General features: G+C 41.8%; 14 protein-coding genes. 7 read left to right on the top strand and 7 right to left on the bottom strand.

Annotation, left to right across the window (positions count from 1 at the left end; all coding sequences use genetic code 11):
- Positions 1-47: 47 nt before the first annotated feature.
- The 4 genes from ABID99_RS27380 to ABID99_RS27395 form a co-directional block, all read right to left on the bottom strand.
- Entirely contained in the window at positions 48-524 is a 477-nt protein-coding gene (locus ABID99_RS27380) for a hypothetical protein (RefSeq protein WP_373615748.1), read from the bottom strand.
- A gap of 8 nt (positions 525-532) precedes the next feature.
- Positions 533-937: a DUF4267 domain-containing protein gene (locus tag ABID99_RS27385; protein ID WP_090533736.1), complete on the bottom strand. Its 405-nt coding sequence runs from the start codon at positions 935-937 to the stop codon at positions 533-535.
- Positions 938-1002: 65 nt separating this feature from the next.
- Positions 1003-1578, bottom strand: a complete 576-nt coding sequence (locus ABID99_RS27390) for a Crp/Fnr family transcriptional regulator (RefSeq protein ID WP_090533738.1) — start codon at positions 1576-1578, stop codon at positions 1003-1005.
- 433 nt (positions 1579-2011) lie between these two features.
- Positions 2012-4462: an outer membrane beta-barrel protein gene (locus ABID99_RS27395; RefSeq protein WP_373615749.1), complete on the bottom strand. Its 2451-nt coding sequence runs from the start codon at positions 4460-4462 to the stop codon at positions 2012-2014.
- A 163-nt stretch (positions 4463-4625) separates the two neighbouring features.
- Here ABID99_RS27395 and ABID99_RS27400 point away from each other — a divergent pair, with 163 nt between their 5' ends.
- From ABID99_RS27400 to ABID99_RS27425, 6 genes are all read left to right on the top strand, one after another.
- Entirely contained in the window at positions 4626-5810 is a 1185-nt protein-coding gene (locus tag ABID99_RS27400) for a DUF1624 domain-containing protein (RefSeq protein ID WP_188834096.1), read from the top strand.
- 10 nt (positions 5811-5820) lie between these two features.
- Positions 5821-6279: a putative quinol monooxygenase gene (locus ABID99_RS27405; protein WP_373615750.1), complete on the top strand. Its 459-nt coding sequence runs from the start codon at positions 5821-5823 to the stop codon at positions 6277-6279.
- Between the two features lie 141 nt (positions 6280-6420).
- The gene (locus ABID99_RS27410; protein ID WP_373615751.1) at positions 6421-7548 is read left to right on the top strand and encodes an acyltransferase family protein; all 1128 of its coding nucleotides are present in this window, start codon (positions 6421-6423) and stop codon (positions 7546-7548) included.
- A gap of 530 nt (positions 7549-8078) precedes the next feature.
- Positions 8079-8627 (top strand): hypothetical protein, encoded by a 549-nt coding sequence (locus ABID99_RS27415; RefSeq protein WP_373615752.1) that lies wholly within the window; start codon positions 8079-8081, stop codon positions 8625-8627.
- Between the two features lie 143 nt (positions 8628-8770).
- Positions 8771-11014 (top strand): FG-GAP-like repeat-containing protein, encoded by a 2244-nt coding sequence (locus ABID99_RS27420; protein ID WP_373615753.1) that lies wholly within the window; start codon positions 8771-8773, stop codon positions 11012-11014.
- 89 nt (positions 11015-11103) lie between these two features.
- Positions 11104-11484 carry a hypothetical protein gene (locus tag ABID99_RS27425; protein ID WP_176626621.1) on the top strand — a complete coding sequence of 127 codons (381 nt, stop codon included), beginning with the start codon at positions 11104-11106 and terminating at the stop codon, positions 11482-11484.
- 122 nt (positions 11485-11606) lie between these two features.
- Here ABID99_RS27425 and ABID99_RS27430 read toward each other — a convergent pair whose 3' ends face one another.
- Together ABID99_RS27430 and ABID99_RS27435 are read right to left on the bottom strand one after the other, a co-directional pair.
- Positions 11607-12413, bottom strand: coding sequence for a hypothetical protein (locus ABID99_RS27430; RefSeq protein WP_188834092.1), 807 nt, complete (start codon positions 12411-12413; stop codon positions 11607-11609).
- Positions 12414-12440: 27 nt separating this feature from the next.
- Entirely contained in the window at positions 12441-13187 is a 747-nt protein-coding gene (locus tag ABID99_RS27435; RefSeq protein ID WP_176626624.1) for a hypothetical protein, read from the bottom strand.
- A 259-nt stretch (positions 13188-13446) separates the two neighbouring features.
- Here ABID99_RS27435 and ABID99_RS27440 point away from each other — a divergent pair, with 259 nt between their 5' ends.
- Positions 13447-14070 carry a hypothetical protein gene (locus ABID99_RS27440; protein ID WP_139160055.1) on the top strand — a complete coding sequence of 208 codons (624 nt, stop codon included), beginning with the start codon at positions 13447-13449 and terminating at the stop codon, positions 14068-14070.
- A 63-nt stretch (positions 14071-14133) separates the two neighbouring features.
- Here ABID99_RS27440 and ABID99_RS27445 read toward each other — a convergent pair whose 3' ends face one another.
- On the bottom strand, positions 14134-15480 hold the full coding sequence (locus tag ABID99_RS27445) for a BamA/TamA family outer membrane protein (protein WP_229701714.1): 1347 nt from the start codon (positions 15478-15480) through the stop codon (positions 14134-14136).
- Positions 15481-15596 lie beyond the last annotated feature (116 nt).

Raw genomic sequence — 15596 nt, forward strand, 5'->3', positions numbered from 1 at the left:
GAAAGATTTGAGGCTTTTGTTTTTGCATGAAGGCGCAACTTTCCAACTTAATTAAACTTAAAAACGGCCATTAGCACCACAATAAAGAAGATGCAAAGCTGTATAAAATGAAACCTGATCATAGTACGGATAGCATCTTCAACCTGCCGGGCTTTCACATTGTTGCCTGTTGTCAAACTTTGTTTAAGCCGGTTGCCGCTCTTTTGCCCCATTAGCATGCCGTTAAGCACAAGCCCAAGTACAAATATCATCTTAATTTTAAACCATAGCTGATTGCCGAAGGCATTATGCGTAATAATCAGGAAACCCATTCCTGAAAGTACTAACAGTATACCGCCGATAAGTAGTAAAACGGAAAATCTGGATAGTATACCAATTTGGTGTACTGCGGCATCTTTATTAGTTTGATAGGTTTTTAAAATGCTTCTGAACGCAACAAACGCAACAATATCGGTTCCCGCCATTAGTGTGAGACCGGTAAGGTGCATAAAGAGGCATATTTGTAAAAGCGTGTAGGAATTCATAAAATTAATTAAGATTTAAATAATAAAAAACTGGTGATAGCCATATAAACTGCGGTTAACCCATGGATCATTAAGTGAGAAATATCCGATGGGCCGTTTGTTGAAAGCACAATGAGGAAGTCGGCTGCCGGAACAGTTATTGCTGATGTAAATACCCAGGCTGTTGCCCTGCGCATACGCAACAATAAAAGGGGTAGCAGGACCACTCCCGAAAAAATGTCGCGGATGCCTTTTATTCTTCCAAATGGTAAATCATCGTTATTAATGATGGGAATACCGTAGCCTATAGCGCCGGCGGCAGGGTTTATTATAAAGCGGACACCAATAAAAATGATGCCCACTGCAATGAACAGGGTCATCCAAAAGGATGCCGACCGGATGCCCCATTGCTGTGTTTCGTGTATTGTTTTCATGTACTGTTATTTTTAACAGTACAAAATTGGGCAATGGAAATCTTCCATCCATTCACCCAGGTTAATTAATGCTTATCCCAGATCCGTTTACGGATACGGCTTAACGATTGTGGTTTAATACCTACATAGGAGGCTATATAGTATTGAGGAATACGCTGTGCAATATCGGCATACTCACTTAAGAACTTCGCATACCTTGTTTCGGGCGAATCGGTATATAAAGAACCTATCTGGCTGATTACACTTACAAATACCTGTTCTATTGCCAGGCGGCCAAATCTTTCGCCTGCTTTTACCTCATTATAAAATTGCTGCATACCAACGTAACTGATCACCCAGATAGTGGTATCCTCCAGTGCCTGTATATTAACGTACGAGGGAGTTTGGGGCAGGAAACTTATATAGTCGCACACAAACTCGTTTTCTTTGTTAAAGTAATTGGTTTGTTCTACTCCATCATTGTTAATATAATATCTCACAAGCCCGGTTTCGATAAAAACAACGTAGCGGCAAATATCGCCTGCTTTAAGCAGATGCTCGCCCTTTTTAAGAGTTTTCTTGTGAAATAAAGTGCGCGCTATACCTTCGTCATCGAAAGAGAGCGGGACATAACTTTTAATTTTTTCTATTAACAACTCCATTGAGCTAAATTAAATTACAGTATCGTTAAACTCAAACTTCAAGAACAAAGTTTGTTATGCTCTTCCTCGTTTCTGCGTTTGCCTTTCAATTTATCACTAATGCTCTTGCTTTATCGGAAGTGAGGCTCTTTCCCGGGAATGGCGAGTCTTTCCAGGGAACAGGATCAGAAACAGGCTGGAGGAATGTGGTTTCCATGATTTTATTACCTGTTAAAGTTATTTTGATAGAGCCCCTGATACCTTTTATTAACTTTTTAAGGCAAGAGCCGGATACGCCGCCCCCGTTTTTTCTTATCGGGTTCGCATTCTACTGGACTATGCTTGCCCTGGCTCTTTATTATCTCTTTGGTAAAATAAAACGCTCTGCAAATAAGCGTGATTTTTAAGGGGATCAGAATATGCTGTACTTGTTAATTTCCGGGCAATATTGAAACTAATGCGCCCTGTTTTGTTCACTATCCGCACCGCCGGTATCACGCTTTTTAGGGACGTTTGTTAATTTGCCGAAGCTATAGTTAAAGGCAAGGGTTACCACCCGGGTATCTAAAAAATTATGGAAGGTTGCATGTGCTCCTTCAATATTGGTAATGGTACCGCTTGGGCGAAACGAGTGAAAGATATCCCGTGCATTTAATTTGATTGAACCTTTGTTATTCAATATTTTTTTCTGAATAGCGGCATTGAGCATGCCTTTGGGTATCGTAACAAACTGGCCGTAAGTGCCGCCGCTATCATAAAAGCCGCTTAATTCGGCACTCCAGGTTTTTGATAAGGTGAATTGGTTATTGCCATTGCCGCTAAATGTGCTTTGAGATTGATGGAGGTAGCCAGAGTAAAACATGCCCTGGTAGGTGTTATTATATACCTCGGCATATAAATTGACCGACCACCATTTGGCCGGCTGAAGATTGGTATTGACAGAAAAATCCAGTGTTTTCCGTTGCCCTATGTTACCGGTGGTGCTGATGAATACGTTGCCATTTTTGTGAATGGTTTCATTTTGGACATCGGTAGTATAATTATATGCAACCGCAACGGTAAACAGGCTTTTGAAACTATAGGCCAGTTTATAATTATCGGTAAACTGTGGTTTCAGGAAGGGGTTGCCTGAAAAATAGGTAAACTTGTCTACAAAAAAGGTAAATGGGTTTAAGCTTCCATAATTCGGCCGGCCTATCCGGCGGCCGTAAGAAAGGACCAATACTTTATGTCCTGCTGTATCGAGATTATAGGAAAAATACGCGGTTGGAAACAGGTTTGTATAATGATTAGCAAAAGACGAGTCGGCCCTTTGAACATTACCCAATTGATGCCCCTTGCCATTGGTGTTCTCTAACCGCAAGCCGGTTTGTAATGCGAAGCGGCCTAATTTTTTATTGAAATTAACATAGGCGGCATTTATATTCTCTTTATATAAAAAACGGTTAGTGTTGTTATAATCAATAGTGCTTACGTTATTAATTACATTAAAGTAATTGGCGGCATTATCCGTATTTACATAGCTGCTCTTAACGCCGGCCTCCAGCTTTGCCTTGCCTTTGAGTGGATGGGAATAATCGGCTTTTGCAGAGTAGATATTGATAGTAGCAGGTAGATTATCGCTCAGCGTGGTTGAGTTTGTTAAAGTGCCATCGGGCAAAAAGGTATTATTTACAAACAACTGGTTACTGCCCGATACATCGCGGATATAATCCAGGTCGAATGTGAGCGCCCTGCCGGCACTATCAAATTTATGGGTGTAATTTAGGTTGATGCCTCCGCTTTTAAAGCTGTTTTTGGAAGTATTGAGGGTATTAATGGTTGAATCCAATTGGCCGTTTTTGCCATATAATAAACTGTTTACAGGGCTGCTGTCATGGTCGTGCGATAAAGTGCCGGTAAATACCACCCCCCAGGTTGTTTTCGGCGATGCATAGTAATCCATCCCGGTTTTAATATTGGTATTGTTGCTTGTCGGTCTGAAATAGGAAATATCTTTTAGCGAGGAGATTTGGTCCCCGTTCATATCAAAATAATCGCGGTCAATTTCAAGCCTTCGGTAGGTTCTTTGTTTATTATAAGCAAGGTTAGCAAACAGGTTAACTTTGTCGAAACGGTAATTAAGGTTGATGCTTTCATTATTGCGGTAATAAAAACCCAACGCGTAGTCGGCAGACACTACCGCATTAAATCCCCTGGTGGTGTTTTTCTTAGTTTTGATATTGATTACGCCCGCGTTACCTGCCGCATCATACTTAGCCGGCGGATTATCCATCAGCTCTATCTGGTCCAAAGACGAAGATGGTAAAGAACGCAGGTACGTGGCCAGGTTTGCAGCCGAAAGATAAGTTGGTTTATCATCAATCATTACCAGCACCCCGCTTTTCCCCTTAAAGGTAATATTGCCATCGGCATCTATTTGCACGCCAGGCGTTTTTGACAACACTTCCAAAGCATTAGCGCCGGTATTGGATATCAATGCGCCTACATTAACTATTGTGCGGTCGATTTTTTGCTGAACATAAGATTTTTTACCGGTTATAGCTACTTCATTCAACGTTTTGCCCGCTAAGGGTAAAATGAATGCCGGTAAATTAACCGGTTGTTGCTGGTTGAGAACTACAGGGGCGCTTCGGTAATTTTTATAGCCCATATAGGTTGCCTTAACCAGGTAAGTATCATCTTTTAAATTTTGAAAGGCAAAACTGCCGTCCGGATGGGTAAGCAGCGTACTTACAACCGTAGAATCTTTTGCGATAAGCAAGGTTACGGTTGCACCATCGAGCGGTTTTTTAGCATCATCTAAAACTATCCCCGAAATTTTACCACCTCCGGTTTGCGCATCGGAAACGGCGGGTAGCAACAATGTGAATAAGGTCAAAAAGAATGCCTGGAGTAGTTTCATAACTACAAGACATCATTTTAGTTAAAATAGTTACATAAAAATGGTAACTGGAAAGATGCATCATGCATCGGAAAATGGATTGTGCTCTTAATGCCAATGTCAAGAAATACGCATTCGTTAAAATCTATCTATATAAATAGTAACTTCATCATAAAAAACCTGAATGAGCGCAATTATAAAAAACCGGATAACCTCTATTGACTTTCTCCGAGGTACTATCATGATTATTATGGCACTTGATCATGTGAGGGACTATTTATACTCCGGATCATTTTTTTATGATCCGCTTGACCTTACAAAAACAAGCGGCATATTGTTTTTCACCCGGTGGATCACTCATTTTTGCGCCCCGATATTTATGCTGCTTGCCGGAACATCGGCATACCTCATCGGGCAAAAGAAAACTAAAAGAGAGTTATCCATATTCCTGGTAAAACGGGGATTGTGGCTTATATTTCTCGAAATGTTCGTGGTTAACTTCGGCTGGAACTTCAATATCACATTTCCCATGTTTTTCTTTATTACTATATGGGCGCTGGGCTTAAGCATGATCATACTGGCGGCATTGATCCATCTGCCTAAAAAATTGATCCTGGGCATTAGCGTTATAATCATATTGGGGCATAATCTTTTAGACGGCGTTCATGTGCCGGGCAGCACTTTGCCGGCTTTTGGCTGGTCGCTGCTTCATGACCAGCAGTTTTTTACCTGGCATAAGGAAATTTTATTGGTAGGGTATCCCATTGTACCCCTAATGGCGGTTATGTCATTAGGTTATTGTTTAGGCGGATGGTATACGGCGGGCTATGAGGTTGGCAAAAGGCAACGAAACTTATGGATAGCCGGCGCCACTTGTATTGCTTTGTTTATTGTATTACGTTATACCAACCTGTATGGAGATCCGGTGAAATGGAGCGTACAGAAAAATACATTATTTACCATCCTGTCATTTATTAAGGTAAATAAATATCCGCCATCGTTGTTGTACCTGCTGTTGACGCTGGGTGCGGCCTTTCTGTTCCTGTCATTCACCGAAAAATCAAAAGGAGCTGTTGTAAAAGTGGTTTCGGTATATGGCAGGGTGCCCATGTTTTATTACCTTATTCATATTTATATAATCCACCTGATAGCAATTATCGCATCAGCGCTTACGCCCGGGCAGGACTGGACGATCTGGTTCCTGAAACAACCTATCTGGTTTACAACAAACCTGAAGGGCTACGGGTTTTCATTGCCGGTTGCGTATCTTGTTTGGATTGGAATAGTAATGGCCTTATATCCTTTATGCAAGCGCTATGATGATTACAAACAGGCCAACAAAGGAAAATGGTGGTTGAGTTATTTATAAAAAGTAAAAAATGGAAGCTATAAATGAAATTTCAGAACCAACAGGAAAACATACCCGCACAGCATGGATACCAGCTTTTGGCAGCGGGTTGCTATCAGTTTTAATAATTTTTATGTTATCGATATCTTCGCCACATAGTGCCACCGCCCAGGATAAAAACAATGTGGTACGCATAGCCAAACTTGCAATTGATTCTGCTCAATTGCAGAATTATATGGCTGCGCTTAAAGAGCATGCCGAAACCGCTGTGCGCGTTGAACCCGGCGTTTTAATCCTATACGCAGTAGCCGAAAAGAATAACCCCACCCACATAACAGTTTTTGAAATTTATGCCGATGCCGCCGCTTACCAGGCCCATTTGCAAACAACTCATTTTAAAAAATACAAAAGCACCACAAAAGATATGGTTAAATCGCTTGAGCTTGTGGAAACGACGCCGATAGTACTGGCTGCTAAGCCGCGATTGTAACGTTAATATGCTCTTTATTCTTCCGGTTTTGACTTGCCAATAAATTAAAGCATATTTATAGCCAGGGTGCTATGTTCTGTTTGCAGCGCATGCTATCAATCCCGAATTAACCAATTTGTCATACTTGTTTTTTCCTGCTAAATGAGTAAAAGCACTACGTACCTTGAAACAAAAGGACATTATCAAATTCTTGACGGCTTACGCGGTGTAGCATCGCTGTTTGTAGTGGCCTTCCACATTTTTGAAACCTATGCCGGCGATCGTTTTCATCAAATTATAAATCACGGCTACCTGGCGGTCGATTTCTTTTTTCTGCTCTCGGGTTTTGTAGTTGCCTACGCCTATGACGACCGCTGGGGCAAAATGACCCAATGGGATTTTTATAAGCGCCGTCTCATTCGCCTGCAGCCAATGGTTATTGTCGGATCGATTATTGGTGCGCTGTTCTTCTATTCGCAAAGCGGCACAGCCTTTCCGCTTATTCATGATACGCCGGTTTGGAAAATGCTATTGGTAATGTTGGTTGGTTGTACGCTGATACCCATACTGCCTTCTATGGATATCCGCGGCTGGCAGGAAATGCACCCCTTAAATGGGCCGGCCTGGTCGCTGTTTTTTGAATATGTCGCAAATATCCTGTACGCGCTGGTGATCCGTAAATTCTCCAAAACTTTGCTTGCTATATTGGTGTTTTTATCGGCCTGTTTACTGATCCATTACACGGTAATGGGCCCGCAGGGCGATGTAATTGGCGGATGGTCGGTTGATAAAACACAACTCTATATTGGCTTCACACGGTTGCTTTATCCATTTTTTGCCGGGATGCTGCTTTGCCGCATGGGTAAGCTCATCCATATTAAAGGCGCATTTGCTGTATGCAGCCTCCTGATCATCGCTATATTGTGTGTGCCGAGGATAGGGGGCAGCGAGCATTTATGGATGAACGGTTTGTACGAATCGTTCTGCATTATCATTCTTTTCCCGCTGATTGTAGCTATCGGCGCTGGCGGGAGTTTAAAAAGTAAAAGCTCGGTCAGGATTTGCAAATTTATGGGGGATATTTCGTACCCGCTTTACATTACGCATTATCCTTTAATATATTTCCATGTAGCCTGGGTAACAAATAATAAGATCCCCATGGCGCAGGGCCTGCTTGTCGGGCTGGGGATTTTTATAGTCAGTATAGCTATTGCCTACGGCTGCCTCAAATTGTATGATGAGCCTGTCAGAGATTGGTTAAAGAAACGTTTCCTGCTGAAAAAGGCATAATATTGATTGTATACATTAAACGCATCGACCCATCCGAACATCGCTGTGCTGGTAGGGTTGTATCATAAATCAAATTGACCACCCTTGGTGTGGTGTTACCTGTGAGTTGAAATTTAGCCGATAATATTTATACAAAAGGGGGTTAATATATTTTTGAAAAAAAATATTCAATTGGCTGATTGTTAATTATTTAAGGGAATGTTAACCCTGAATTGTGTTAACCCTGTTAACCCCTCTTTTTGTTAATCGGGGCAATCCAATCCCAAACTATATATCGCTTAAGTATCTGAATAAATTAAAGAAAAGCTGATCATGATTTATGATACAGCCCATGTCTTTTTTTTATTTTCCCTACTCGCTATGCAGCGAAGTCATAGAGGAGGGGCCGGTTGAGCGCAGACCAGGGGAGTCAATTATGCGCCTGGTATTATATGTTTTAAATCCCGTTAAATAATATTTAAGTGCATAATAATATAGATAAAGCTTGAAAATATCGTTTATAAATCTCATCTTTAGATAATTGTAAACCTTTGAAAAAGACCATTGCTTTAATATTGCTCAATATTTACCTGCTTAACATTGGCGGGCAGCTGGCCTTGCATCAATACCTGGTTTATAAATCGGACCGGTTTTTTAATGAACAGGTTGGGAAAGGCTTATATAATGTAAATGACCTTACCGAAGTCTCTATCCCGGTTAACTTACCTGCTATTCATGATTGGCGAACTTTTGAAAATATATCGGGGCATGTTACATTTGGAAACGCCACCTACAATTACGTAAAAATGCGATTGACGAGGACTGCCCTTCAACTGATGTGCATTCCTAATTATAAAACTACCCGCTTTGCCGATAGCAATGTGCTTGATGCAAAAGGAATAAAGGGGGCTCCTGTTTCTCCCAAAGAGCATGTGCCCTTTGGCAAAATGGTTTTAAAGGATAATGTAAGCCTTTCATTTGTGCAATTTGAATTTTACTGCCCTGTAGTGCCATTGCCTGAAAACGTTGTACAACCTGTGCAATCGTTAGTAAGTTCTCATCAGGATATTCCCGAACAACCACCCAAAGCAACCTGCTGATTTTCTCCATTTAGTCTATTTACCGACCTGCATTTGTTTTAATGCCCATGGTCGTGTTGTCCGAAATTTCTATTGACAATTTAATACCACATCTCGCGGGTAAAAGCCCTGGCATTTTATCCGCGAGGGTATATAAAAATCCTATGATAAAGAAAAAAGTTACCGCCGCGCTTGTGCTGCTGTGCGGCTTTACCATAATAGCATCATGCCAGAACTCATCTAATGAGGAGATGGCCCAGGTGCTGAAGCAGATAAATAAAAAGAATAATACCATTTCAAACCCGTTTAACCCCGAAATGAAGCTGGCTTATTGCGATTCGTTGCTTAAAACCAAAAAGCTTGGCAAAAGCCCCGAGGTGTTATTTTCAAAGGCCTCACTGCTATTAAAAGCAGGACAAGAGCAGCAATCAGTTGATATTTATAAGTACCTGATGGATAACATCGATTTCATGTCGACTGATGAAACGTTGCCTGAACAGGCCATAGCTTACATGCGTTTGGGTGAACGGAGCAATTGTATGCTTAACCATACCGGCTCGTCGTGCATCTTCCCAATTAAAGATGATGGGGTACACAAGATCCAAACCGGCTCAAGAAAAGCAATTGAAGTGTATAAAGCATTGTTAAAGCTTCGTCCCGATGATTATGAGTCGCGCTGGTTAATCAATATAGCCTATATGACGCTTGGCGAGTATCCGCAAAAAGTGCCTAAGAATGCCTTAATCCCCGGCCTTAATGCCGACCCGGATACTGCAGCACAGGTTAAACCCTTTGTTGATGTGGCCGGTAGCCTTGGCCTTAACATCAACGGCCGGGCAGGCGGGGTCATTGTTGATGATTTTAATAACGACGGCTATCTTGATATCATGACATCGGGCTGGGACCTGAGCGATCCGATGCATTACTTTCAAAATAACCAGGACGGCACGTTTAGTGACCGAACCGAAGCCGCCGGTTTAAAAGGGATTACCGGGGGGCTTAATATCCAGCAAACGGATTATAACAATGATGGTAAACTGGATGTTTTTGTTTTGCGTGGCGCATGGCTCACCAAGGGCTTCGGCAACCAACCAAGTTCCTTATTGCGCAACAATGGCGATGGGACTTTTACTGATGTAACCGCCATAAGTGGTTTGTTTATGCTTCACCCTACTCAAACCGCAACCTGGGCCGATTTTAATAACGATGGCTGGCTGGACGTGTTTGTTGGTAACGAAAATTCGGAGTCGATGTACTACGCCGATGAATCAACCTGCCAGTTATATATGAATAACCGTAATGGCACATTCAGCAACATAACCACGGCTGCCCATTGCGGCATCAAAGCTTTTGTAAAAGGGGTAGCGTCTGCCGATTATGATAACGACGGCTTTGCCGACATATTTATTTCAACCATGGACGGGCGCAAATACCTGCTTAGAAATAAAGGCAAAACCCAAGCCGGAGTTGATTTTGAAGATGTGACCGTACAATCGGGCCTTGACCAGATCAAACAACGGACTTTTACTACCTGGTTTTATGATTATAATAATGATGGCTGGCCCGATTTGATGGTGGCCAATTACCATTTTGAGCGTACTTTGGGGTATTACAGTGCCGCTGCTGCCCTGGGCAAAGCCGTTCCGGAAGCAGGTAATATCTACCTGTATAAAAACAACCATAATGGTACATTTACCAATGTTACCAAAGAGGCGGGACTGGATAAAGTAGTTTACAGTATGGGGGCCAATTTTGGCGATATTGATAACGATGGCTATCCTGATATGTATTTTGGTACAGGTAACCCCGATTTTAAATCGCTTGTGCCTAACAAATTTTTCAGAAATATAGGGGGTAAACGTTTTGCTGATATCACTTCTTCATCGCGTACGGGTAATTTGCAAAAGGGGCACGGCATCGCATTTGCCGATTTGAGGAATAACGGCCATCAGGATATTTTTGCCGAAATGGGAGGGGCTTACATTGGCGACTCGTATACCAGTTCATTATACATGAACCCCGGTATAAGCAATAATAATTGGATCAGTCTGAAATTGAATGGCACAAAAGCCAATAATGCAGCCATCGGAAGCCATATCAAACTCACTTTTACCGAAAATGGGGTTAAACGTTCTGTTTATAAAGACGTTAATTCGGGCGGGAGTTTTGGGTCGTCGCCTTTGCGGCAGGAGATAGGAATTGGCCAGGCAAAGATGATTGATGAGATTGAGATAAAATGGGCAGGCAGCAGCGCTGTGCAATACTTTAAAAATGTGGCGCCCAATCAGTTCTTAAATATCACCGAGGGTAATGCACAATACAAAACTACCCAGTTAACAAAACTGATTTTCCGCAGCAAAAACATGCCTGGTTGTATGCCGATGCAAATGGCAGCCAAAATAAATTAAATCATGTTTCTGTAATAGAAAATATTAGCTCTGGTTTTATACCAAAATAGTTACATTTATATCAACAACAATTAAAATAAATCTTAACCATGAGAAAACTCTTATTACTATGCTGCATGTTCATTGGATTGGCTGTAGCAGGCAACGCGCAAACCAAGCCCGGTGCCAAACCTGTTGAAAAATCAAAAGACCTGCAAAAGCAATTAAAGCTCACTGATAAACAAACCGAAAAAATTGCGGTGATATACCAGGAATCATCCGATAAGTTTGAAAAGATCAAAGCTGCTGATAAAGGTGATAACACGAAAATGATGGTTGATATTAAGCCATTACGGGAAGCTACCATCTCAAAGATCAAAGCTGTTTTAACTAAAGAACAAACAGTAAAATACGATAAGCTTTTGAAAGGCAGCAAAGCAGCAGGTGGCAGTGGGTGGGGTGATGGCTGGAGCGCCACAAGCGGACAATAACCAGTAGTAACAAAATAACAGGCCGCTTTTCTTGTGATTAGAGCGGCCTGTTTATTTATAAAATTTGTTTAACCGGCATACAGTGCCATGGCAGATAGTTCATATCGTACTTCAACTGTTTCTTAATCCAGTATCTCTATCGGCCGGTTAAGTACTTCTTGCAGCGGGATCTTTTGAATACGCTTATCTTTTTTGATATAATTTAAACTAACCGGGAGAAGTATTGGCCCGGCGGTAACAGACCATCCCGGCGGATCGCCGCCTTCTGTTAATCTCAAGAAGCCGTCGCTGATGTAAAGGGGCATAAGCCATGCGTCTCCGGTATCCATTGCGCCAAGATCTATTTGCAGGGAAGTAGAATGGAAAGATTTAGCTGTACGTTCCGGATCTGTAAATTTATTGATATCGGTAGGGTCAAACATTTCACTTACTTCATCAAGCTTTAAACGGTTGATGTCGAGCTTTACAGATTCTGCTTTGCCTTTTCCAACTTGTTTAATAATTAAGCAGGCAACTGCCGTACCCATTGGCTTCAGCTTTTTTTTCTTGTATAAGGATGTAAATTCCTCCAGGTAAGTGGAAGAGATTCCATAGTCGGGGTGATAGCTTCCGGCAGCGATAAGATCATCTATTTCGTTCTTCATTACCGGATAAACTAAAGGGCTGTGATCCTTTTGGCCGGCAGCATCTTTCATCTTATTGTATGAGGCTATGCTCATTTCGCCATAGCCAATTTCAAATTTTGCATTGGCGGTATCCAATTGTTTGGCAAGGCTGTCTAATTGTTGCCTTTTTATAGTATTGCGCTTTTGCCGGGCAACATAAAAATACAGGTTGCCGATGATCAGGACACTGCCAGCCACTATCAGGATAAGGGCGAGGCTGTTTTTAGGTTGTTTGGCCGGTACTGGGTTTTCGTTATTTTCCATTCTTATGAATATCTGATCATTGTCGAACTATCCGCGCCCCTGCACCCCTTCGGCCAGCCTAACCGGGCTCAGCATTTTTCGTATTACTAATGATTTACGGGCGGTATCCGCCGGTTCTGTATAGTGGATATTATCCGGCAGAAAAATGGTTTTCGATTCAATTTTCCATTGTCTGTTTTTATTAACAGCGTTTGGTTTATCATAGGTCACGAATAAGGGGATTAAAATTCCTTGCCCGGTTGAAAGCCTTGAAGGTAGTTTTATAATTTGTTTCACAGCGTTGCCTTTGGCCCTGATCTGGCTGTCATAATCATTTTTGCTTTGAGGGGCTTCAGTTATGGTAAGCGGCTGGCTAATATTGAGCTTGCTCACGTCAAGTTCAATGTCTGATGCATCGCCTTTGCCTTTGTTCTGGATCATGAGGCAGGTGATAAACAGGTCATAATCAACAGCCGTGGTGTCGTTAAAAAGCTGGTCGGTTTTCTGGAGGTTTTTATCTGAAATTTCATTAGTGAGTATGGGATAATCAAGATAAAAGGCATCCTTTTTCCTTACAGCACTATCACCCCCCGCCAGGGCATAAATATCATTGACCATGCTGATATACGAAATTTCGAGGCTGGCCTTCAGATCAGGGTTAACCGGCGGTGGCGGATCTTTCTTAATCAGATTATACCCGGTAGTTATTAAACCTAAAATAACAGTAATTACGCCCAGCTTCAATTGCAGGCTTTTCCATATGCTGTCTTTATCGGCTGTTTTCTTTTTGGCCATGCTTCCCGGTTATTGATATGGTTAGGAATATCATGTAGTTGTATTACATGATTGTTTTACAGGTGCTTGCAGTATAAAATTAAGAATAATAATTAACAGCACAGATATTTTATGTTGTATTTTTTTTCTTTAGTTAAACTCCTATCTTCACCTAAACTTAAATACTGTCATGAATAAATTTTTAATAACAAAGTTGTCTTTTGTTGCGATACTTCTGTTTTTCATCCCGGCTCTGCTATTGGCCAACACATATAACAGAATGACAAGAAATATAGACATCGCCGGTCTCGTTGTTGATTCAAAAACCTTATTGCCAATTGAAGGAGCTGGTATTTTCGGGGCTGATGAAAAACTGCTTGGAAAAACGGATGTGCGGGGCTATTTTAAGATCTCACTTAGTTTTATGGCCGATGGGGAGATGAGGTTTAAGTTAAAGATCATTAAAAAAGGCTATAATAACATTATGCAAAGCGAGCATTGGGGCAGTTTGCCGGGCAATACAAAAGCGCTAATGTATTTTGGGTTAGATAAAGGATCAGGATCAAACTCTTTTTCAAAACTGGTAAACAAGGCGATTGGCGATCTGGATTATCACAGTACGCTGGAACATTTTGATCAGATAAAAATCGCCCGAACATTTGATAATAAACTATCTGCAGCAAAAGCTGGCAATCAGGATGTGTTGGTTAAGGTTGATAATAAGTTTTATATGGTGGATGAAACAGGATGGATCGTGATATCTTCCGATAAGGACTCGATATTGATAAATAAAAAACAATTGGTAATTGCAGATCAACTAAACGGCACGATCAAAAGAAAAGATATTAAATGGATGACACCGCTCAATGCTAAAAATACAAAGTTCGCTGTTTATACTAAGTAAGCTATATAGAACTATCGTAGTCGATTTAACGAAACGGCCTTCGTGATTAACATAGAGGCCGTTTTAAAATGCTTCATTCAAGCCCAAAAAGAACCCCTTTGAACCATACCGACCAAAGGCATAGTCAAGACAAAGATTGGTACGGGTTGCTTTATTAAATAGTACCCGCAAACCGCCGCCATAACCCGGTTGCCATACCTGGAATATTTTGGTGCCCGATTCATCATTGGTTGTTTGCAGGTTGGCAAATGCCACGCCGCTTAAAAATTTATTCCGCAGTATCGGGAAACGGTATTCTACTTCCGAGTAGTTGTATTGCGTACCCTTAAAATATTGTACTACATAACCCCTGCCGCTCCGGAAGCCCGGATCTTTGCCGGTGCCTGGCAGCTCGAGATAGGGGATGTTACCGCTGATAAGGTATGAGCCCCAGTTCCAGAAGGCAACAACATGTTCGGGGTTAGTTTCTGACAGGCTGAAATACTTTCTGAAATCGGTAGTGAACTGTACCGCATTTTTGGAGCTCCCCATCCAGCTTTGATTAATGCGGAAGCCGGCATCGACGTAAATCCCTCTGTAGGCCCGGTTTTGATTGTCGCGGGTAGTGTATTGTAAGTTAAAAAGCAAGCCGTTAGCAGCATAATGGTCGCGGGCAAATCCATGACGGTCGCTATAGATATTGTATGGGGTAAGATCAGTTGTTGATTTGGTATCCTCAATTTTTCGCCTGATATCAAAAGAAGCGCCCGCGCCTAAAAATAATCCCTTATCTATCTCTTTGTATACCTTCTCGCGGATATTATAAAATTGCGAATGCAATGCCCTGCCTTTACGCCCGGGATTGGCCAACACCTGGTCGGCTTCGCTGCCGCTTGATGCCTGGCCAATTCCCAAGCCGTAATCGGGCGAAACTGTTTTGGCTGCAACCAAACTGCCCTGAAAATTCCATTTATTACCCGGTGTATATATGTTATGGTTGATATAAAAATAGATGATCCCCTTGGTAGTAATAGAAGCCGATGTGGCAGCAACCGAAAGCAGGGTATTTGGATCGTTCCCTAATTTTTTTCCGGCTACAGCCTTGATCCCAATTTGTGAGCCGATAGTGGGATTGGATGCCACATTGGGTATGATGGTAATTCCCGATGCCTTTTTATTAGGAGGTGCAGCCGGTCGGCCGGGGTGAAGTATGTTACGCACCAGATCGCCAAAGTCATATTGTTTATATAAAGTATCGGTCGGTTTGGCCGGTTTTACTACTTTTTCTTTAATGCGCAATGAATCGGCTTTTACCGAATCGGCAGGTACAGGTACCTGGCCGAAAGCATGTACCGATATGCCTGTAAATAGTATGAATAAAACTGTTTTTAAAAGCAGGGTAGAAATTTTATGTGGTGGTTTGTGATGCACGCTAACGGATATAAATATTAAAAATTCAATTTACTGACTGTTTAATTGTGATTGGTGTTAGCTCATTTCTAAACCCCGAAATGTGCATAATGTTTGAACTTCAAATTTGTACGGGC

It is taken from the genome of Mucilaginibacter sp. OAE612 (assembly GCF_041806395.1).
Classification (GTDB): domain Bacteria; phylum Bacteroidota; class Bacteroidia; order Sphingobacteriales; family Sphingobacteriaceae; genus Mucilaginibacter; species Mucilaginibacter rubeus.